Here is a 15,691-nt window from a genome sequence, read left to right on the forward strand (position 1 = left end):
TCGCAATCCGCGAAGGTGGCCGTACAGTTGGTGCTGGTGTTGTAGCTAAAATCTTCGCTTAATAGCATTTAGATTTTTGCACTCTCTTCATTAGAAGAGCACGCATCTGAAAAGGGGAGCTTCGGCTTCCCTTTTGTTTTCTCAAAAGAAATATTACCTTCCATCTGTCTTCTTCCCTCTCGATACAAAACCAACTTCCAATAAATTGCGATTATTTTTCCAACACTACTTGCATACTAAAGTGTGATCTGTATAATGCATCGCACTGGCTAACGCTGGTTGTGAACCAATGAGCACTGAGGAGTAGGTCTTACCTAGTAATGTATACTCAGCTTATGTTCGCGGTTAATAAAAATAGTAAACTTCTTGTTTACTTCAAAAGTTAACTGACAATGCGTCCTAATTTTGGGTGCTACGGTTTCACATAAATCAATCGGCATTCTCTCGTTTTATCGGGTTTGAGTGGCGATATTGTTTGTGTAATTTTTAATAATTGGAGCTCTGTCTCATGCAGAACCAACGTATTCGTATCCGCCTTAAAGCGTTTGATTACAAGCTAATCGATGCTTCAACTGCGGAAATCGTTGAAACAGCAAAACGTACTGGCGCACAGGTTCGTGGTCCTATTCCACTTCCTACTCGTAAAGAGCGTTTCACTGTTCTTACCTCTCCACACGTCAACAAAGATGCACGTGATCAGTACGAAATCCGTACTCACAAGCGTTTGATCGACATCGTTGAGCCAACAGATAAAACTGTTGATGCTCTAATGCGTCTTGATCTTGCAGCTGGCGTTGATGTTCAAATCAGCCTAGGTTAAGGGAGATAAGAATAATGATTGGTCTAGTCGGACGTAAAGTGGGTATGACCCGCGTATTTACTGAAGAAGGCGTTTCTATCCCAGTAACTGTTGTTGAGGTTGAAGCGAACCGTATTTCTCAAGTTAAAACTCTTGAGACAGACGGCTACGCAGCAATCCAAGTAACTACTGGTGCTAAGAAAGCTAACCGTGTAACTAAACCTGAAGCTGGTCACTTCGCGAAAGCGGGTGTAGAAGCAGGTCGCGGTCTTTGGGAATTCCGTTTAGAAAACGGCGAAGAGTTTGAAGTTGGCGCTGAGCTAAACGTAGAACTTTTCAACGAAATTAAAAAAGTAGACGTTACTGGTACATCTAAAGGTAAAGGCTTCCAAGGCGCTATCAAGCGTTGGAACTTCTCTACTCAAGATATGACTCACGGTAACTCTTTGTCTCACCGCGCACCGGGTTCAATTGGCCAATGTCAAACTCCAGGCCGCGTGTTTAAAGGCAAGAAAATGGCAGGTCACATGGGTGCTGAGCGTGTAACGACTCAAAACCTAGAGATCGTACGTGTTGACGCTGAGCGCAATCTACTCCTTATTAAAGGTGCAGTACCGGGCTCAACAGGCGGAAACGTGATCGTAAAACCTGCTGTTAAAGCATAACGTCTAGGAGTAAGTAATGGAATTGATGGTTAAAGGTGCTGATGCACTAACTGTTTCCGAGACTACTTTCGGACGTGACTTCAACGAAGCTCTTGTACACCAAGTAGTTGTTGCATATGCAGCAGGTGCTCGTCAAGGTACTCGTGCTCAAAAGACTCGTTCTGAAGTATCTGGCGGTGGCGCTAAGCCATGGCGTCAAAAAGGTACTGGCCGCGCACGTGCTGGTACAATTCGTAGCCCAATCTGGCGTACAGGTGGTGTTACTTTTGCTGCGAAACCACAAGATCACAGCCAAAAAGTAAACAAAAAAATGTACCGCGGTGCTATGAAGAGCATTCTTTCTGAGCTAGTTCGTCAAGAGCGTTTAATCGTTGTTGATAACTTCTCTGTAGAAGCACCAAAAACAAAAGAACTTGTAGCTAAGCTTAAAGAGCTTGAGCTAAGCGACGTTCTGATTGTGACTGGCGAAGTAGATGAAAATCTATTCTTAGCTGCTCGTAACCTATACAAAGTAGATGCACGTGATGTTGCTGGTGTTGATCCAGTATCACTAATCGCTTTCGACAAGGTTCTAATGACTGCTGACGCAGTTAAGCAAGTTGAGGAGATGCTAGCATGATCACTGAAGAGCGTATCTTAAAAGTTCTACGTGCTCCGCACATCTCTGAAAAAGCAACTATGGCAGCTGAGAAAGCGAACACTATCGTTTTCAAAGTAGCTAAAGATGCAACTAAGAAAGAGATCAAAGCAGCTGTAGAAAAGCTATTTGAAGTTGAAGTTAAGTCTGTAAATACTCTTGTATTAAAGGGTAAGACCAAACGTCAAGGTATGCGTGAAGGCCGTCGTTCAGACGTTAAGAAAGCCTACGTTACTTTGAAAGAAGGTCAAGATCTTGACTTCGTTGGCGGCGCGGAATAACAGGAGTAGTAAAAATGGCTATTGTTAAATGTAAGCCGACTTCCCCTGGTCGTCGTCACGTCGTTAAAGTTGTTAACGCTGACCTACACAAGGGTAAGCCATACGCACCACTTCTAGAGAAAAACTCTAAGAACGGTGGTCGTAACAACAACGGTCGTATTACAGTACGTCACATCGGTGGTGGTCATAAGCACCATTACCGTGTAATTGACTTCAAACGTACTAAAGATGGCATCCCAGCGAAAGTTGAGCGTCTAGAATACGATCCAAACCGTAGTGCTAACATCGCTCTAGTTCTGTACGCAGACGGTGAGCGTCGTTACATCATTGCACCTAAAGGTGTTAACGCAGGCGACCAGATTCAATCTGGCGTAGATGCTGCAATCAAAGCAGGTAACACTCTGCCGATGCGCAACATCCCAGTAGGTTCTACTGTACACTGTGTTGAACTTAAGCCTGGTAAAGGTGCTCAACTAGCTCGTTCGGCTGGTGCTTATGCTCAAATCATCGCTCGCGATGGTGCATACGTAACTATCCGTCTACGTTCTGGTGAGATGCGCAAAGTTCTTTCTGAAGGTCGTGCAACGATCGGTGAAGTTGGTAACTCTGAGCATATGCTACGTGAACTTGGTAAAGCTGGTGCTTCACGCTGGCGCGGCGTACGTCCAACCGTACGTGGTGTAGTAATGAACCCGGTGGATCACCCACATGGTGGTGGTGAAGGCCGCACATCTGGTGGTCGTCACCCAGTTTCTCCTTGGGGCGTTCCTACTAAGGGCTTCAAGACTCGTAAGAACAAGCGCACTGACAAGTACATCGTACGTCGTCGCACTAAATAATTTATAAAGAGGAATCGCCATGCCACGTTCTCTCAAGAAAGGTCCTTTTATTGACCTACACTTGCTGAAGAAGGTAGAGAAAGCGGTGGAAAGCGGAGACAAAAAGCCTATTAAGACTTGGTCCCGTCGCTCAATGATCATCCCAACAATGATTGGTTTGACCATCGCTGTCCATAATGGTCGTCAGCACGTTCCAGTTTTCGTTACCGAAGAAATGATCGGTCACAAACTGGGCGAATTTGCACCAACTCGTACTTATCGCGGTCATGCTGCAGATAAGAAAGCTAAGAAGAAATAAGGAGTAGATGATGGAAGCTTTAGCTAAACATAACTTTGCTCGTATTTCTCCACAGAAAGCTCGCTTAGTTGCAGACCAAATTCGCGGTAAGTCGGTAGACCAAGCTCTAGAAATTCTAACTTTCAGCAACAAAAAAGCTGCTGTATTAGTTAAGAAGGTTCTTGAGTCAGCTATCGCTAACGCGGAACATAACGAAGGTGCAGATATCGACGATCTAAATGTCGCTAAAATCTTCGTAGATGAGGGCCCTATCATGAAGCGTATTATGCCTCGTGCTAAAGGTCGTGCGGATCGTATCTTGAAGCGTTCAAGCCACATCACTATTGTTGTAGCAGATCGCTAAAGACTAGGAGAGTAAGCAATGGGTCAGAAAGTACATCCTAATGGTATTCGTCTTGGCATCGTTAAGCCTTGGAATGCTACATGGTTTGCTAATACCAACGAATTCGCTGACAACCTAGACGGCGACTTCAAGGTACGTCAGTTCCTTACAAAGGAACTACAAAAAGCATCATTATCTCGTATCGTTATCGAGCGTCCAGCTAAGAGCATCCGTGTGACTATTCACACTGCTCGTCCTGGCGTTGTTATCGGTAAGAAAGGTGAAGACGTAGAGAAGCTACGCGCAGCTGTAGCTAAAATCGCAGGTGTACCAGCGCAAATTAACATCGCTGAAGTACGTAAGCCTGAGCTAGATGGTCAGCTTGTAGCTGATAGCATCGCGTCTCAACTAGAGCGTCGTGTTATGTTCCGTCGTGCAATGAAGCGTGCGGTACAAAATGCTATGCGTCTAGGCGCTAAAGGCATCAAAGTACAAGTAGGCGGCCGTCTTGGCGGTGCTGAAATCGCACGTTCTGAGTGGTACCGTGAAGGCCGTGTGCCTCTACACACTCTACGTGCAGACATTGATTACGCAACTTCTTCGGCTCACACTCAATACGGTGTGATCGGCATTAAAGTTTGGATCTTCAAAGGTGAGATTCTAGGCGGTATGCCAGCTGCTAACGCAGTAGAGCCAAAAGGCGATAAGCCTAAGAAGCAGCGTAAAGGCCGTAAGTAAGGAGTCGAACGATGCTACAACCAAAACGTACTAAGTTCCGCAAGGTTATGACTGGTCGTAACCGTGGTCTAGCTAAAGGTACTGAAGTAAGCTTCGGCGAATTCGGTCTTAAAGCTGTTGGCCGTGGTCGTCTGACTGCACGTCAAATCGAAGCGGCACGTCGTGCTATGACACGTCACATTAAGCGTCAAGGTCAAATCTGGATTCGTGTATTCCCAGACAAGCCAATTACTGAAAAGCCTCTTGAAGTTCGTCAAGGTAAAGGTAAAGGTTCAGTTGCGTACTGGGTTGCTCAAATCCAACCAGGCAAAGTTATGTACGAGATGAATGGCGTACCTGAAGAGTTGGCACGTGAAGCGTTCCGCCTAGCGGCACGTAAACTGCCTGTTAAAACTACTTTTGTAACTAAGCAGGTGATGTGATGAAAGCACAAGATCTACGCGAAAAGAACGTTGAAGAGCTTAACGCTGAGCTATTGAATTTGCTACGTGAACAGTTCAACTTGCGCATGCAAGCTGCAACTGGTCAACTTCAGCAAACTCATACTCTAAAAGCTGTACGCCGTGACATCGCACGTGTGAAAACTGTTTTGACTGAAAAGGCAGGCGCATAATGAGCGAAACTAACCGCATCCAGCAAGGCCGTGTAGTAAGCGACAAGATGGACAAGTCTATCGTTGTTGCTATTGAACGCACTGTAAAACACCCAATTTACGGTAAGTTCATCAAACGCACGACTAAAGTACACGCACACGACGAAGACAACACTTGTGGCCTAGGCGACAAAGTTGAAATCGCTGAGTGTCGTCCTCTGTCTAAGACTAAGTCTTGGACATTGGTTAAAGTTCTAGAAAAAGCGAAGATTTAATCTTTGTAATTCTATAACTTATAAGCGGCTCCAAATTATTTTTTGGAGCCGCTTGTTTTTTGTCTACCCAATTTAAAAAAAGGGTGGTACAATTCGCGTCCCTTTTAAAGAGGCAGCCCGACCCGAGAGGGTCTAGTTTTAATATTTAGCGGAGCACTAACAATGATCCAGATGCAAAGTACACTTGACGCAGCAGATAACTCTGGCGCGCGCAAGGTAATGTGTATTAAGGTTCTGGGTGGCTCTCACCGCCGTTATGCACATATCGGTGACGTCATCAAGGTTACAGTGAAGGAAGCGATTCCTCGCGGTAAAGTAAAGAAAGGTGATGTTCTGAAGGCGGTAGTAGTGCGCACCCGTAAAGGCGTTCGTCGCCCAGACGGTTCTGTCATTCGCTTCGACAGTAATGCTTGTGTATTGTTAAATGACACTACTGAGCAACCAGTCGGCACACGTATCTTTGGTCCTGTGACTCGTGAACTTCGTAACGCGAAATTCATGAAGATTGTATCACTAGCACCTGAAGTTCTGTAAGGAGCGGCAATATGGCAGCTAAAATCCGTCGTAATGACGAAGTAATCATTCTTGCTGGTAAAGATAAAGGCAAGAAAGGTAAAGTAACTAAGGTTCTGACAACTGGTAAAGTTATCGTTGAAGGCATCAACCTTGTTAAGAAACACCAAAAGCCGGTTCCGGCTCTAGGTCAACAAGGTGGCATCGTTGAACAAGAAGCAGCTATTGATGCTTCTAACGTTGCTGTTTTTAACGCGGCTACTGGTAAAGCAGACCGTATCGGTTTCCGTATCGAAGATGGCAAGAAAGTTCGTTTCTTCAAATCTAACGGCGAAACTGTTTCTAACTAATTAGAAGTAATTTGGAGTTCTACTATGGCGAAACTGCATGATTACTACAAGTCGTCTGTAGTCGCTGAGCTTACCAAAGAGTTCAGCTACACAAGCGTCATGCAAGTCCCTAGGATTGAGAAAATCACCCTAAATATGGGCGTTGGTGAAGCAATCAACGATAAGAAACTGCTAGAAAACGCAGCAGCTGATATGGCAACGATCTCTGGTCAAAAGCCACTTATCACTAAAGCGCGTAAATCTGTAGCTGGTTTCAAAATTCGTGAAGGCTACCCAATTGGTTGTAAAGTAACCTTGCGTGGTGAGCGCATGTGGGAATTTTTAGAGCGTTTAATCTCTATCGCACTTCCACGTGTACGTGATTTCCGTGGTGTTAGCGCTAAGTCTTTTGACGGTCGCGGTAACTACAGCATGGGCGTTCGCGAGCAAATCATCTTTCCGGAAATCGACTACGATAAAGTCGATCGTGTCCGCGGTCTTGATATCACTATCACGACTTCTGCGGGTTCCGATGAGGAAGGCCGAGCTCTGCTGGCTGCCTTTAACTTCCCATTCCGTAAGTAAGGGTAGGGTTACTGTTATGGCTAAACAATCAATGAAAGCACGTGAAGCTAAACGTGCAAAACTAGTAGCTAAGTTCGCTGAAAAGCGTTCTGCGCTAAAAGTTATCATTAGCGATGTAAACGCATCTGAAGAAGATCGTTGGAATGCGGTTCTTAAACTGCAATCTCTTCCACGTGATTCAAGTGCATCACGTCAGCGCAACCGTTGCAACCAAACTGGTCGTCCACACGGTTACCTACGTAAATTCGGTCTAAGCCGCATTAAGGTTCGTGAAGCTTGCATGAAAGGCGAGATTCCGGGTCTTCGTAAGGCTAGCTGGTAATTGCCACTTAATCATTTGGAGTAAATCTTATGAGCATGCAAGATCCGATTTCGGATATGCTGACCCGAGTTCGTAACGGTCAGGCAGCAAACAAAGTTGCTGTAAAAATGCCTTCTTCAAAGCTTAAAGTTGCAATTGCTGCATTACTTAAAGCTGAAGGTTACATCGTAGACTTCGCTGTTAACAGCGAAGCAAAACCTGAGCTAGAAGTTACTCTTAAGTACTTCCAAGCTAAACCTGTAATCGAGCAAATCAAGCGTGTATCACGTCCTGGTCTAAGAGTTTATAAAAATAAAGACTCTTTACCTACAGTGATGGGTGGTCTTGGTATTGCAGTTGTTTCTACTTCCAAGGGTCTGATGTCTGACCGTGCTGCTCGTAAAGCAGGTCTTGGCGGTGAAATCATCTGTTACGTAGCTTAAGGAGTAGATTATGTCTCGTGTTGCTAAAGCACCTGTCGCTATTCCAGCTGGCGTAGAGGTGAAACTAAACGGCCAAGAAGTTACTGTAAAAGGTAGCAAAGGTGAGCTTACTCGCGTTCTTAACAGCGCCGTAGTTATTGCACAGGAAGAAACCAACCTAACTTTCGGTCCGAAAGAAGGTGTTACTAACGCATGGGCACAAGCTGGTACAGCTCGCGCTCTAGTTAATAACATGGTTGTGGGTGTTACTGAGGGCTTCACTAAGAAGCTAACTCTTAAGGGTGTTGGTTACCGTGCTGCTATGAAAGGCAACTCTGTAGCTCTAACTCTTGGTTTTTCTCACCCAGTAGAGCACGCTCTACCTGAAGGTATTAAAGCTGAGTGCCCTAGCCAAACTGAGATCATCATTACTGGTTGCGATAAGCAAGTAGTAGGTCAAGTTGCGGCTGACATTCGTTCTTACCGTGCTCCTGAGCCTTACAAAGGCAAAGGTGTTCGTTACGCAGATGAAAATGTGCGTACTAAAGAAGCTAAGAAGAAGTAAGGTATCACTATGGATAAGAAAGCATCTCGCATCCGTCGTGCTACACGTGCACGTCGTAAGATTGCAGAACTTGGTGCAACTCGCCTGGTAGTACACCGTACTCCTCGCCATGTTTACGCACAAGTTATCGCGGCAAACGGCTCTGAGGTTATCGCAGCTGCTTCTACTGTAGAAAAAGCGATCCGTGAGCAAGTTAAGAACACTGGTAACGTTGATGCAGCTAAAGCAGTTGGTAAAGCTGTTGCTGAGCGCGCTCTTGAAAAAGGCGTAGCTTCAGTTGCATTTGATCGTTCTGGTTTCCAATACCACGGTCGAGTAGCGGCGCTAGCAGAATCTGCTCGCGAAGCTGGTCTGAAATTCTAAGGTAGGGTTGGAAGATGGCTAAAGAACAACAACAAGCTAATGATTTGCAAGAAAAGCTGATCGCAGTTAACCGTGTATCTAAGACGGTTAAAGGTGGTCGAATCATGAGCTTTACTGCACTAACAGTAGTTGGTGACGGTAACGGTCGCGTAGGTTTCGGTTACGGCAAAGCTCGTGAAGTACCTGCTGCGATTCAAAAAGCAATGGAAAAAGCGCGCCGTAACATGGTTACAGTATCGCTTAACGAAGGCACTCTTCACCACCCGGTGAAAGGTCGTCATTCGGGCTCTAAAGTTTACATGCAGCCAGCTGCAGAAGGTACAGGTGTTATTGCCGGCGGTGCAATGCGTGCTGTACTTGAAGTTGCGGGCGTACATAACGTACTTTCTAAAGCATACGGTTCAACGAACCCGATCAACATCGTTCGTGCAACGATTGGTGCTCTAGTAGACGTTAAGTCACCAGAAATGGTTGCTGCTAAACGTGGTCTAACTGTTGAATCTATTTCGGAGTAAGCACACGATGGCAACTATTAAAGTAACTCAAACTAAAAGCTCAATTGGTCGCCTACCTAAGCACAAAGCGTGTCTTAAAGGTCTAGGTCTTCGTCGCATCAACCATACAGTAGAACTTGAAGATACACCGTGCGTACGCGGTATGATCAACAAGGTTTACTACATGGTTAAGATTGAGGAGTAATCAGAATGCGTTTGAATACTCTATCACCGGCTGCTGGCTCTAAACCTTCTAAGAAGCGTGTAGGTCGTGGTATCGGTTCTGGCCTTGGTAAAACAGGTGGCCGCGGTCACAAAGGTCAAAAGTCACGTTCTGGCGGCTCTGTTCGTCCAGGTTTTGAAGGCGGTCAAATGCCTCTAAAACAACGTCTACCTAAATTCGGTTTCACTTCTCGTAAGAGCCTAGTGTCTGCTGAAGTTCGTCTAGCTGAGCTAGCGAAAGTAACAGGTGACGTAGTTGATCTTAACAGCCTTAAAGCTGCTAACGTTATCACTAAGAACATCGAGTTTGTTAAGATCGTTCTTTCTGGTGACCTAAGCAAAGCTGTGACTGTTAAAGGTCTACGCGTGACTAAAGGCGCTAAAGCTGCAATCGAAGCTGCAGGCGGTAAAATCGAGGAATAATCTCGAGGAACGAGGTACAGATGGCTAAGAAACCAGGACAAGATTTTCGTAGTGCTCAGAGCGGCTTAAGTGAACTAAAGTCGCGCTTATTATTCGTAATTGGTGCACTTTTAGTATTCCGAGCCGGCTCTTTTGTGCCGATCCCTGGTATTGACGCAGCTGTACTTGCCGATTTGTTCGATCAGCAAAAAGGTACCATCGTAGAAATGTTTAACATGTTCTCCGGTGGTGCTCTTGAGCGTGCATCTATATTAGCATTGGGTATCATGCCGTACATTTCGGCATCGATCGTAGTCCAATTGCTAACTGTAGTTCATCCAGCGTTAGCGGAACTCAAGAAAGAGGGTGAAGCAGGCCGTCGTAAGATAAGCCAATATACACGCTACGGCACGCTTGTACTTGCAACATTCCAAGCTATTGGTATCGCAACAGGCTTACCAAACATGGTCGACAATCTGGTTGTTATCAACCAAACCATGTTTACGCTTATTGCTACCGTGAGTTTAGTAACTGGTACCATGTTCTTAATGTGGTTAGGTGAACAAATCACTGAGCGAGGAATCGGTAATGGTATTTCCATTCTGATTTTTGCAGGTATTGTTGCTGGATTGCCTTCTGCAATCGGTCAAACAATCGAGCAAGCGCGTCAAGGTGAATTGCATGTGCTTCTTCTGCTGTTGATTGCTGTATTGTCTTTTGCTGTTATTTACTTCGTAGTTTTCATGGAACGTGGTCAACGTCGTATCGTCGTTAACTATGCGAAACGTCAACAAGGTCGTAAAGTTTTTGCAGCACAAAGCTCTCACTTGCCTCTTAAGATTAATATGGCAGGTGTTATTCCAGCGATTTTCGCATCAAGTATTATTTTGTTCCCAGGAACATTAGCGCAGTGGTTTGGTCAAAATGGTGAAAGCAGCGCGTTCGGTTGGTTAACTGACGTGTCATTAGCTCTTAGCCCAGGTCAACCTTTGTATGTAATGCTTTATGCAGCAGCTATAATCTTCTTCTGTTTCTTCTATACAGCGTTGGTGTTTAACCCACGTGAAACAGCTGATAACTTGAAGAAGTCTGGTGCATTCGTACCCGGTATCCGCCCAGGTGAGCAGACAGCGAAATATATCGATAAAGTGATGACTAGACTAACCCTTGCGGGCGCTCTATACATTACTTTTATATGTCTGATTCCTGAGTTCATGATGGTCGCGTGGAACGTTCGTTTCTACTTTGGCGGCACATCACTACTAATCGTAGTGGTAGTTATCATGGATTTCATGGCACAGGTACAGACTCATCTGATGTCACAACAGTATGATTCTGTGTTAAAGAAAGCGAATCTGAAGGGTTACGGCCGTTAATTCGGTGGTAACAATTTCGATTCCATTTACGGAGTTTAGCAATGAAAGTTCGTGCTTCCGTTAAAAAAATCTGCCGTAACTGTAAAGTTATCAAGCGTAACGGTGTCGTTCGCGTGATTTGCAGTGAGCCAAAGCATAAGCAACGCCAAGGCTAATTAGCAGAAATTTTTACTTGAAATACAAGGTAGAGTCGAGTATATTCCTCGGCCTACCTTTTGCGTGCAAAAGAAGTAGTATGCCGCAGCGTATCCATAACGGGCTTTGCTGCGGATAATTCTTTTATGAACCCCTTAGGAGTGAATAATGGCCCGTATAGCCGGCATTAACATTCCTGATCATAAGCATTCTGTAATTGCACTTACTGCAATCTACGGTATCGGTAAAACTCGCTCTCAAGCTATTCTAGCTGAAGTGGGTATTGCTGAAGATGCTAAGATCAGTGAACTAACTGAAGAGCAGATCGATCAACTGCGTGATGGTGTAGCTAAGTACACTGTAGAAGGTGATCTACGTCGTGAAGTATCGATGAACATCAAGCGTCTTATGGACCTTGGCTGTTACCGCGGTCTTCGTCATCGTCGCAGTCTACCACTACGTGGACAGCGTACTAAAACCAACGCTCGCACCCGTAAGGGTCCGCGCAAGCCGATCAAGAAATAGTCGGATAAGGTAGAGTACAATGGCAAAACAACCAACTCGCGCGCGTAAGCGCGTACGCAAGCAAGTAGCTGATGGCGTAGCGCACATTCATGCTTCTTTCAACAACACAATCGTAACTATCACTGACCGTCAAGGCAACGCTCTTGCATGGGCTACAGCAGGTGGTTCAGGTTTCCGTGGTTCTCGTAAATCTACTCCGTTCGCAGCACAAGTTGCAGCTGAGCGTTGTGGTGAAATGGCTAAAGAATATGGCCTAAAGAACTTGGAAGTTATGGTTAAGGGTCCAGGTCCAGGTCGCGAATCTACTGTTCGTGCACTGAACGCTGCTGGTTTCCGTATCACTAACATTGTTGATGCGACACCAATCCCTCATAACGGTTGTCGTCCACCTAAGAAACGTCGCGTTTAAGTTTCGTTTCTAGGAATATTGGAGAAAGATCATGGCAAGATATTTGGGTCCTAAGCTTAAGCTTAGCCGTCGCGAAGGTACTGACTTATTCCTTAAGTCTGGTGTCCGTGCGATCGATACCAAGTGTAAAATTGATAACGCACCAGGTGTACACGGCGCTCGTCGCGGTCGTCTATCTGAGTATGGCGTTCAGCTTCGTGAGAAGCAAAAAGTTCGTCGTATCTACGGCGTTCTAGAAAAACAATTCCGCAACTACTACAAAGAAGCTGCACGTCTTAAAGGCAACACAGGTGCAAACCTGCTTCAGCTTCTTGAAGGTCGTCTTGATAACGTAGTTTACCGTATGGGCTTTGGCGCTACTCGTGCTGAATCTCGTCAACTAGTTAGCCACAAGTCTATTCTAGTTAACGGTAAAGTTGTAAACGTTCCTTCTTTCAAAGTAGCGGCAAACGACGTTGTTTCTATCCGCGAGAAAGCTAAACAGCAATCTCGTATTAAAGCGGCTCTAGAAGTTGCTGAACAACGTGAAAAGCCAACTTGGATTGAAGTAGATGCTGGCAAAATGGAAGGTACATTCAAGCGTATGCCTGAGCGTTCTGACCTATCAGCTGACATCAATGAACACTTGATCGTCGAACTTTACTCTAAGTAAGGTTAAAAAAAGAGAGGACACAATGCAGGGTTCTGTAACAGAATTTCTTAAGCCGCGTCTTGTTGACATTGAACAGATCAATACGACACACGCGAAAGTAACTCTTGAGCCATTAGAGCGCGGTTTCGGCCACACTCTAGGTAATGCTCTTCGCCGCATTCTTCTATCTTCTATGCCGGGTTGTGCCGTAACAGAAGTTGAAATTGAAGGTGTGCTACACGAATACAGCACTAAAGAAGGCGTTCAGGAAGATATCCTGGAAATCCTTCTAAACCTTAAAGGTTTGGCTGTACGCGTTGCTGAAGGCAAAGATGAAGTGTTTATTACACTGAACAAATCAGGCTCAGGCCCTGTTGTTGCAGGTGACATCACCCACGATGGTGATGTAGAGATCGCTAACCCTGAGCACGTAATTTGTCACCTAACGGATGACAACGCTGAGATCGCTATGCGTATCAAAGTAGAACGTGGTCGTGGTTACGTTCCAGCTTCAGCTCGTATCCATACTGAAGAAGATGAGCGTCCTATCGGTCGTCTACTAGTTGACGCTACTTACAGCCCGGTTGATAAAATCGCTTACGCTGTAGAAGCGGCACGTGTAGAACAACGTACTGATTTAGACAAGCTTGTTATCGATATGGAAACGAACGGTACTCTAGAACCTGAGGAAGCAATCCGTCGTGCAGCTACTATTTTAGCTGAACAATTGGATGCGTTCGTAGATCTTCGTGATGTACGTGTACCTGAGGAGAAGGAAGAGAAGCCAGAATTCGATCCTATCCTACTACGTCCTGTAGACGATCTTGAACTAACAGTTCGCTCTGCTAACTGTTTGAAAGCAGAAGCGATTCACTACATCGGTGATCTTGTACAGCGCACTGAGGTTGAGCTACTTAAAACGCCAAACCTTGGTAAGAAATCTCTTACAGAGATTAAAGATGTGCTTGCTTCACGTGGTCTTTCTCTAGGCATGCGTCTAGAAAACTGGCCACCAGCGTCAATCGCTGAAGATTAATCGAAAAGTTAGAAGGATTAGGTCATGCGCCATCGTAAAAGTGGTCGTCAACTCAACCGCAACAGCAGTCATCGCAAAGCGATGTTCAGCAACATGGCTAGCTCTCTTGTTCGTCACGAAGTTATTAAAACTACCGTGCCTAAAGCAAAAGAACTACGTCGCGTAATTGAGCCATTGATTACCCTAGCTAAGACAGACAGTGTTGCTAACCGTCGTCTTGCATTTGCTCGCACTCGTGATAACGAAGTTGTGGCAAAACTATTTAATGAACTAGGCCCGCGTTTCGCGGCTCGCCAAGGTGGTTACACTCGCATTCTTAAATGTGGTTTCCGTACTGGTGATAAAGCTCCAATGGCTTACATTGAGCTTGTAGACCGCCCAGCTGCTGAAGAAGCTGCTGAGTAATCTATACTAGATTCTTAATACAAAAGCCGAGCATTAGCTCGGCTTTTTTGTGTCTGTAGAACAAGGAAAAGATAATAGAAATTGCACCATGATGTTTGGCACTTTTTGCTTGTCTTATCTGCTCCAATTTTCAAAAATGTCTCGTATCTCGTATCTCGTATCTCGTATCTCAAATATCTTTTCTTCCACGCACAAAAAAGAGCACCGAAGTGCCCTTATTAGATTTTAAGCTAGCTATTAATAACTAACGATTATTGCCATATAGCTGAAAGTGAATCCATCAGGCCGCTCGTCGCACCTTGTGACTGCAATGCTTGAAGAATGATTGGCGCAAATGTCGTAACCATTGATGGATCCATGCCTAATCCAGAAAACGCACTTTCAACGGCACCTTGTGAGCTTAGTAGCGATGATAGCCCCGTAGACTCAAGGCTCGACATGCCTGGAATAAGTGTCGCGAGTTCTTTGTTGTCGGCTGTGCCAAGTGAGTTTTGTGCAAGGGCCAACATTGAACCAATACCGCCAACTGCTTGGTCGCTGGTAACAGAAGCTTGGTCAGCTACCGTATCCACAAGTGGTGTTGTTTCGTTCTGCTGAGACCACATATTCACTGCTGCCATTAGTGCAGTTTGTGATAGTTGGGAATAGTTGGTATCTGATGATGAACTGGTTTGTTCAGAGTCGCTAGTGCTAGCGCAAGAGACAACAGCAAGGCTGCTTAAAACTGTGATGAGTACTTTCTTCATTATTCGTCCTTAAGTAATAAAGTAATTTACTCTTTCACTATAAACGAAAAACGGCGATGTAGTCACATCGCCGTTGGATTATTTCAATTTTATTTGCCAATAGTATTTTGTTTTACTAAAGGTTTTTATAAAAATTAAAGAATAGCTAGAAGTTCTACTTCAAATACTAGAGCAGCAAATGGTGGGATTGCAGCACCTGCGCCACGCTCACCGTATGCTAGATCTTGAGGGATGTATAGCTTCCACTTAGAGCCAACAGGCATCATTTGTAGAGCTTGTACCCAACCTTGAATTACGCCAGTTACAGGGAATTCAGCAGGTTGACCGCGAGATACAGAGCTGTCGAAAACAGTACCGTCAGTTAGTTCGCCGTGGTAGTGAACACGTACTTGCTTGTCTGCAGTTGGGATTTCGCCAGTACCTTCAGTTAGTACTTCGTACTGAAGACCAGACTCAAGAACCGTTACTTCTGAACGAAGAGCGTTGTCAGCTAGGAAAGCTTCGCCGTCAGCAGCAGCAGCTTTAGCTAGTTCTTGACGTGCAGCTTCACCGCGAGTGTGTAGCTCTTGTAGTGCGTTGTTGATTTCGTCAACTTCGATAGCTGGCATGTCGCCAACTAGAGCTGTTGCGATACCAGCAGCGATTGCGTCAACGTTTAGGCCTTCAAGACCAGAACCAGCAAGTTGTTGGCCCATTTGTAGACCGATACCGTAGCTAGCTTTTTGCTCTACAGTTTCAAATTTTACTTCAGACATGAAAAGTCACTCTTTTTGTCAGTACGAAAAG

At 45.1% G+C, this 15,691-nt stretch carries 30 protein-coding genes; 28 read left to right on the top strand and 2 right to left on the bottom strand.

Translation table 11 applies throughout. The annotated features are described in order from the left end of the window. Nucleotides 1-508 precede the first annotated feature (508 nt). From rpsJ to rplQ, 28 genes are all read left to right on the top strand, one after another. A complete protein-coding gene (gene rpsJ, locus AB6D58_RS11410) occupies nucleotides 509-820 on the top strand; it encodes a 30S ribosomal protein S10 (RefSeq protein ID WP_004736761.1) in 312 nt (103 codons plus the stop codon). A 14-nt stretch (nucleotides 821-834) separates the two neighbouring features. Further along, the gene (gene rplC, locus AB6D58_RS11415) at nucleotides 835-1,464 is read left to right on the top strand and encodes a 50S ribosomal protein L3 (protein WP_004736763.1); all 630 of its coding nucleotides are present in this window, start codon (nucleotides 835-837) and stop codon (nucleotides 1,462-1,464) included. A 16-nt stretch (nucleotides 1,465-1,480) separates the two neighbouring features. Beyond that, nucleotides 1,481-2,083: a 50S ribosomal protein L4 gene (gene rplD / locus AB6D58_RS11420; protein WP_004738803.1), complete on the top strand. Its 603-nt coding sequence runs from the start codon at nucleotides 1,481-1,483 to the stop codon at nucleotides 2,081-2,083. After that, entirely contained in the window at nucleotides 2,080-2,382 is a 303-nt protein-coding gene (rplW, locus tag AB6D58_RS11425) for a 50S ribosomal protein L23 (protein WP_004736765.1), read from the top strand. The genes rplD and rplW overlap by 4 nt, the downstream gene beginning before the upstream one ends. Nucleotides 2,383-2,396: 14 nt before the next feature. After that, nucleotides 2,397-3,221, top strand: a complete 825-nt coding sequence (rplB, locus tag AB6D58_RS11430) for a 50S ribosomal protein L2 (RefSeq protein WP_010435149.1) — start codon at nucleotides 2,397-2,399, stop codon at nucleotides 3,219-3,221. Between the two features lie 19 nt (nucleotides 3,222-3,240). Next, complete coding sequence (gene rpsS, locus AB6D58_RS11435; RefSeq protein WP_004736729.1) at nucleotides 3,241-3,519, top strand: 30S ribosomal protein S19; 279 nt, start codon at nucleotides 3,241-3,243, stop codon at nucleotides 3,517-3,519. Between the two features lie 10 nt (nucleotides 3,520-3,529). After that, complete coding sequence (rplV, locus tag AB6D58_RS11440) at nucleotides 3,530-3,862, top strand: 50S ribosomal protein L22 (protein WP_004736732.1); 333 nt, start codon at nucleotides 3,530-3,532, stop codon at nucleotides 3,860-3,862. A gap of 18 nt (nucleotides 3,863-3,880) precedes the next feature. Next, nucleotides 3,881-4,579 carry a 30S ribosomal protein S3 gene (gene rpsC, locus AB6D58_RS11445; RefSeq protein ID WP_004736734.1) on the top strand — a complete coding sequence of 233 codons (699 nt, stop codon included), beginning with the start codon at nucleotides 3,881-3,883 and terminating at the stop codon, nucleotides 4,577-4,579. An 11-nt stretch (nucleotides 4,580-4,590) separates the two neighbouring features. Beyond that, nucleotides 4,591-5,001 carry a 50S ribosomal protein L16 gene (gene rplP, locus AB6D58_RS11450; protein ID WP_004736736.1) on the top strand — a complete coding sequence of 137 codons (411 nt, stop codon included), beginning with the start codon at nucleotides 4,591-4,593 and terminating at the stop codon, nucleotides 4,999-5,001. Further along, nucleotides 5,001-5,192 (top strand): 50S ribosomal protein L29, encoded by a 192-nt coding sequence (gene rpmC / locus AB6D58_RS11455; protein WP_004736737.1) that lies wholly within the window; start codon nucleotides 5,001-5,003, stop codon nucleotides 5,190-5,192. The genes rplP and rpmC overlap by 1 nt, the downstream gene beginning before the upstream one ends. Beyond that, nucleotides 5,192-5,446: a 30S ribosomal protein S17 gene (rpsQ, locus tag AB6D58_RS11460; protein ID WP_004736739.1), complete on the top strand. Its 255-nt coding sequence runs from the start codon at nucleotides 5,192-5,194 to the stop codon at nucleotides 5,444-5,446. The genes rpmC and rpsQ overlap by 1 nt, the downstream gene beginning before the upstream one ends. Before the next feature lie 162 nt (nucleotides 5,447-5,608). Beyond that, a complete protein-coding gene (rplN, locus tag AB6D58_RS11465) occupies nucleotides 5,609-5,980 on the top strand; it encodes a 50S ribosomal protein L14 (protein WP_004736740.1) in 372 nt (123 codons plus the stop codon). Between the two features lie 11 nt (nucleotides 5,981-5,991). Beyond that, a complete protein-coding gene (rplX, locus tag AB6D58_RS11470; protein WP_004738792.1) occupies nucleotides 5,992-6,309 on the top strand; it encodes a 50S ribosomal protein L24 in 318 nt (105 codons plus the stop codon). 24 nt (nucleotides 6,310-6,333) lie between these two features. Next, nucleotides 6,334-6,873 (top strand): 50S ribosomal protein L5, encoded by a 540-nt coding sequence (rplE, locus tag AB6D58_RS11475; protein ID WP_004738790.1) that lies wholly within the window; start codon nucleotides 6,334-6,336, stop codon nucleotides 6,871-6,873. A 16-nt stretch (nucleotides 6,874-6,889) separates the two neighbouring features. Next, entirely contained in the window at nucleotides 6,890-7,195 is a 306-nt protein-coding gene (gene rpsN, locus AB6D58_RS11480; protein ID WP_004738789.1) for a 30S ribosomal protein S14, read from the top strand. A gap of 29 nt (nucleotides 7,196-7,224) precedes the next feature. Then, nucleotides 7,225-7,617 (top strand): 30S ribosomal protein S8, encoded by a 393-nt coding sequence (gene rpsH / locus AB6D58_RS11485; protein ID WP_017061309.1) that lies wholly within the window; start codon nucleotides 7,225-7,227, stop codon nucleotides 7,615-7,617. Nucleotides 7,618-7,627: 10 nt separating this feature from the next. After that, entirely contained in the window at nucleotides 7,628-8,161 is a 534-nt protein-coding gene (gene rplF / locus AB6D58_RS11490) for a 50S ribosomal protein L6 (RefSeq protein ID WP_017063712.1), read from the top strand. A 9-nt stretch (nucleotides 8,162-8,170) separates the two neighbouring features. Continuing rightward, nucleotides 8,171-8,524 (top strand): 50S ribosomal protein L18, encoded by a 354-nt coding sequence (rplR, locus tag AB6D58_RS11495; RefSeq protein WP_004738784.1) that lies wholly within the window; start codon nucleotides 8,171-8,173, stop codon nucleotides 8,522-8,524. A 14-nt stretch (nucleotides 8,525-8,538) separates the two neighbouring features. Beyond that, nucleotides 8,539-9,039, top strand: a complete 501-nt coding sequence (rpsE, locus tag AB6D58_RS11500) for a 30S ribosomal protein S5 (RefSeq protein ID WP_017061307.1) — start codon at nucleotides 8,539-8,541, stop codon at nucleotides 9,037-9,039. A 7-nt stretch (nucleotides 9,040-9,046) separates the two neighbouring features. Further along, the gene (gene rpmD / locus AB6D58_RS11505) at nucleotides 9,047-9,223 is read left to right on the top strand and encodes a 50S ribosomal protein L30 (protein ID WP_004736756.1); all 177 of its coding nucleotides are present in this window, start codon (nucleotides 9,047-9,049) and stop codon (nucleotides 9,221-9,223) included. A gap of 5 nt (nucleotides 9,224-9,228) precedes the next feature. Further along, nucleotides 9,229-9,663, top strand: coding sequence for a 50S ribosomal protein L15 (gene rplO, locus AB6D58_RS11510; protein WP_004736758.1), 435 nt, complete (start codon nucleotides 9,229-9,231; stop codon nucleotides 9,661-9,663). Between the two features lie 20 nt (nucleotides 9,664-9,683). Then, the gene (gene secY, locus AB6D58_RS11515; protein WP_004738781.1) at nucleotides 9,684-11,018 is read left to right on the top strand and encodes a preprotein translocase subunit SecY; all 1,335 of its coding nucleotides are present in this window, start codon (nucleotides 9,684-9,686) and stop codon (nucleotides 11,016-11,018) included. Between the two features lie 41 nt (nucleotides 11,019-11,059). Then, entirely contained in the window at nucleotides 11,060-11,173 is a 114-nt protein-coding gene (gene rpmJ / locus AB6D58_RS11520; RefSeq protein WP_000868186.1) for a 50S ribosomal protein L36, read from the top strand. A 148-nt stretch (nucleotides 11,174-11,321) separates the two neighbouring features. Beyond that, nucleotides 11,322-11,678, top strand: coding sequence for a 30S ribosomal protein S13 (gene rpsM, locus AB6D58_RS11525; protein WP_004738779.1), 357 nt, complete (start codon nucleotides 11,322-11,324; stop codon nucleotides 11,676-11,678). 19 nt (nucleotides 11,679-11,697) lie between these two features. Continuing rightward, a complete protein-coding gene (rpsK, locus tag AB6D58_RS11530; protein ID WP_004738778.1) occupies nucleotides 11,698-12,087 on the top strand; it encodes a 30S ribosomal protein S11 in 390 nt (129 codons plus the stop codon). Between the two features lie 31 nt (nucleotides 12,088-12,118). Continuing rightward, on the top strand, nucleotides 12,119-12,739 hold the full coding sequence (gene rpsD, locus AB6D58_RS11535; RefSeq protein WP_004738777.1) for a 30S ribosomal protein S4: 621 nt from the start codon (nucleotides 12,119-12,121) through the stop codon (nucleotides 12,737-12,739). A 22-nt stretch (nucleotides 12,740-12,761) separates the two neighbouring features. After that, nucleotides 12,762-13,754, top strand: coding sequence for a DNA-directed RNA polymerase subunit alpha (locus tag AB6D58_RS11540; RefSeq protein ID WP_004729813.1), 993 nt, complete (start codon nucleotides 12,762-12,764; stop codon nucleotides 13,752-13,754). A 24-nt stretch (nucleotides 13,755-13,778) separates the two neighbouring features. Further along, nucleotides 13,779-14,159 (top strand): 50S ribosomal protein L17, encoded by a 381-nt coding sequence (gene rplQ / locus AB6D58_RS11545; RefSeq protein ID WP_004729812.1) that lies wholly within the window; start codon nucleotides 13,779-13,781, stop codon nucleotides 14,157-14,159. Nucleotides 14,160-14,410: 251 nt separating this feature from the next. On the opposite strand, the gene AB6D58_RS11550 is transcribed toward rplQ, so the two are convergent. Beyond that, nucleotides 14,411-14,905 (bottom strand): DUF2780 domain-containing protein, encoded by a 495-nt coding sequence (locus AB6D58_RS11550; protein ID WP_017058875.1) that lies wholly within the window; start codon nucleotides 14,903-14,905, stop codon nucleotides 14,411-14,413. 134 nt (nucleotides 14,906-15,039) lie between these two features. After that, entirely contained in the window at nucleotides 15,040-15,660 is a 621-nt protein-coding gene (locus tag AB6D58_RS11555) for an FKBP-type peptidyl-prolyl cis-trans isomerase (RefSeq protein WP_008220519.1), read from the bottom strand. Nucleotides 15,661-15,691 lie beyond the last annotated feature (31 nt).

Source organism: Vibrio sp. 10N.239.312.D08, assembly GCF_041466145.1.
Classification (GTDB): domain Bacteria; phylum Pseudomonadota; class Gammaproteobacteria; order Enterobacterales; family Vibrionaceae; genus Vibrio; species Vibrio crassostreae_C.

What these genes read in the sequence shown, in the direction of transcription:
- rpsJ (WP_004736761.1), top strand. Translation starts at nt 509, where the DNA reads ATGCAGAACCAACGTATTCGTATCCGCCTTAAAGCGTTTGATTACAAG.
- rplC (WP_004736763.1), top strand. Translation starts at nt 835, where the DNA reads ATGATTGGTCTAGTCGGACGTAAAGTGGGTATGACCCGCGTATTTACT.
- rplD (WP_004738803.1), top strand. Translation starts at nt 1,481, where the DNA reads ATGGAATTGATGGTTAAAGGTGCTGATGCACTAACTGTTTCCGAGACT.
- rplW (WP_004736765.1), top strand. Translation starts at nt 2,080, where the DNA reads ATGATCACTGAAGAGCGTATCTTAAAAGTTCTACGTGCTCCGCACATC.
- rplB (WP_010435149.1), top strand. Translation starts at nt 2,397, where the DNA reads ATGGCTATTGTTAAATGTAAGCCGACTTCCCCTGGTCGTCGTCACGTC.
- rpsS (WP_004736729.1), top strand. Translation starts at nt 3,241, where the DNA reads ATGCCACGTTCTCTCAAGAAAGGTCCTTTTATTGACCTACACTTGCTG.
- rplV (WP_004736732.1), top strand. Translation starts at nt 3,530, where the DNA reads ATGGAAGCTTTAGCTAAACATAACTTTGCTCGTATTTCTCCACAGAAA.
- rpsC (WP_004736734.1), top strand. Translation starts at nt 3,881, where the DNA reads ATGGGTCAGAAAGTACATCCTAATGGTATTCGTCTTGGCATCGTTAAG.
- rplP (WP_004736736.1), top strand. Translation starts at nt 4,591, where the DNA reads ATGCTACAACCAAAACGTACTAAGTTCCGCAAGGTTATGACTGGTCGT.
- rpmC (WP_004736737.1), top strand. Translation starts at nt 5,001, where the DNA reads ATGAAAGCACAAGATCTACGCGAAAAGAACGTTGAAGAGCTTAACGCT.
- rpsQ (WP_004736739.1), top strand. Translation starts at nt 5,192, where the DNA reads ATGAGCGAAACTAACCGCATCCAGCAAGGCCGTGTAGTAAGCGACAAG.
- rplN (WP_004736740.1), top strand. Translation starts at nt 5,609, where the DNA reads ATGATCCAGATGCAAAGTACACTTGACGCAGCAGATAACTCTGGCGCG.
- rplX (WP_004738792.1), top strand. Translation starts at nt 5,992, where the DNA reads ATGGCAGCTAAAATCCGTCGTAATGACGAAGTAATCATTCTTGCTGGT.
- rplE (WP_004738790.1), top strand. Translation starts at nt 6,334, where the DNA reads ATGGCGAAACTGCATGATTACTACAAGTCGTCTGTAGTCGCTGAGCTT.
- rpsN (WP_004738789.1), top strand. Translation starts at nt 6,890, where the DNA reads ATGGCTAAACAATCAATGAAAGCACGTGAAGCTAAACGTGCAAAACTA.
- rpsH (WP_017061309.1), top strand. Translation starts at nt 7,225, where the DNA reads ATGAGCATGCAAGATCCGATTTCGGATATGCTGACCCGAGTTCGTAAC.
- rplF (WP_017063712.1), top strand. Translation starts at nt 7,628, where the DNA reads ATGTCTCGTGTTGCTAAAGCACCTGTCGCTATTCCAGCTGGCGTAGAG.
- rplR (WP_004738784.1), top strand. Translation starts at nt 8,171, where the DNA reads ATGGATAAGAAAGCATCTCGCATCCGTCGTGCTACACGTGCACGTCGT.
- rpsE (WP_017061307.1), top strand. Translation starts at nt 8,539, where the DNA reads ATGGCTAAAGAACAACAACAAGCTAATGATTTGCAAGAAAAGCTGATC.
- rpmD (WP_004736756.1), top strand. Translation starts at nt 9,047, where the DNA reads ATGGCAACTATTAAAGTAACTCAAACTAAAAGCTCAATTGGTCGCCTA.
- rplO (WP_004736758.1), top strand. Translation starts at nt 9,229, where the DNA reads ATGCGTTTGAATACTCTATCACCGGCTGCTGGCTCTAAACCTTCTAAG.
- secY (WP_004738781.1), top strand. Translation starts at nt 9,684, where the DNA reads ATGGCTAAGAAACCAGGACAAGATTTTCGTAGTGCTCAGAGCGGCTTA.
- rpmJ (WP_000868186.1), top strand. Translation starts at nt 11,060, where the DNA reads ATGAAAGTTCGTGCTTCCGTTAAAAAAATCTGCCGTAACTGTAAAGTT.
- rpsM (WP_004738779.1), top strand. Translation starts at nt 11,322, where the DNA reads ATGGCCCGTATAGCCGGCATTAACATTCCTGATCATAAGCATTCTGTA.
- rpsK (WP_004738778.1), top strand. Translation starts at nt 11,698, where the DNA reads ATGGCAAAACAACCAACTCGCGCGCGTAAGCGCGTACGCAAGCAAGTA.
- rpsD (WP_004738777.1), top strand. Translation starts at nt 12,119, where the DNA reads ATGGCAAGATATTTGGGTCCTAAGCTTAAGCTTAGCCGTCGCGAAGGT.
- AB6D58_RS11540 (WP_004729813.1), top strand. Translation starts at nt 12,762, where the DNA reads ATGCAGGGTTCTGTAACAGAATTTCTTAAGCCGCGTCTTGTTGACATT.
- rplQ (WP_004729812.1), top strand. Translation starts at nt 13,779, where the DNA reads ATGCGCCATCGTAAAAGTGGTCGTCAACTCAACCGCAACAGCAGTCAT.
- AB6D58_RS11550 (WP_017058875.1), bottom strand. Translation starts at nt 14,905, where the DNA reads ATGAAGAAAGTACTCATCACAGTTTTAAGCAGCCTTGCTGTTGTCTCT.
- AB6D58_RS11555 (WP_008220519.1), bottom strand. Translation starts at nt 15,660, where the DNA reads ATGTCTGAAGTAAAATTTGAAACTGTAGAGCAAAAAGCTAGCTACGGT.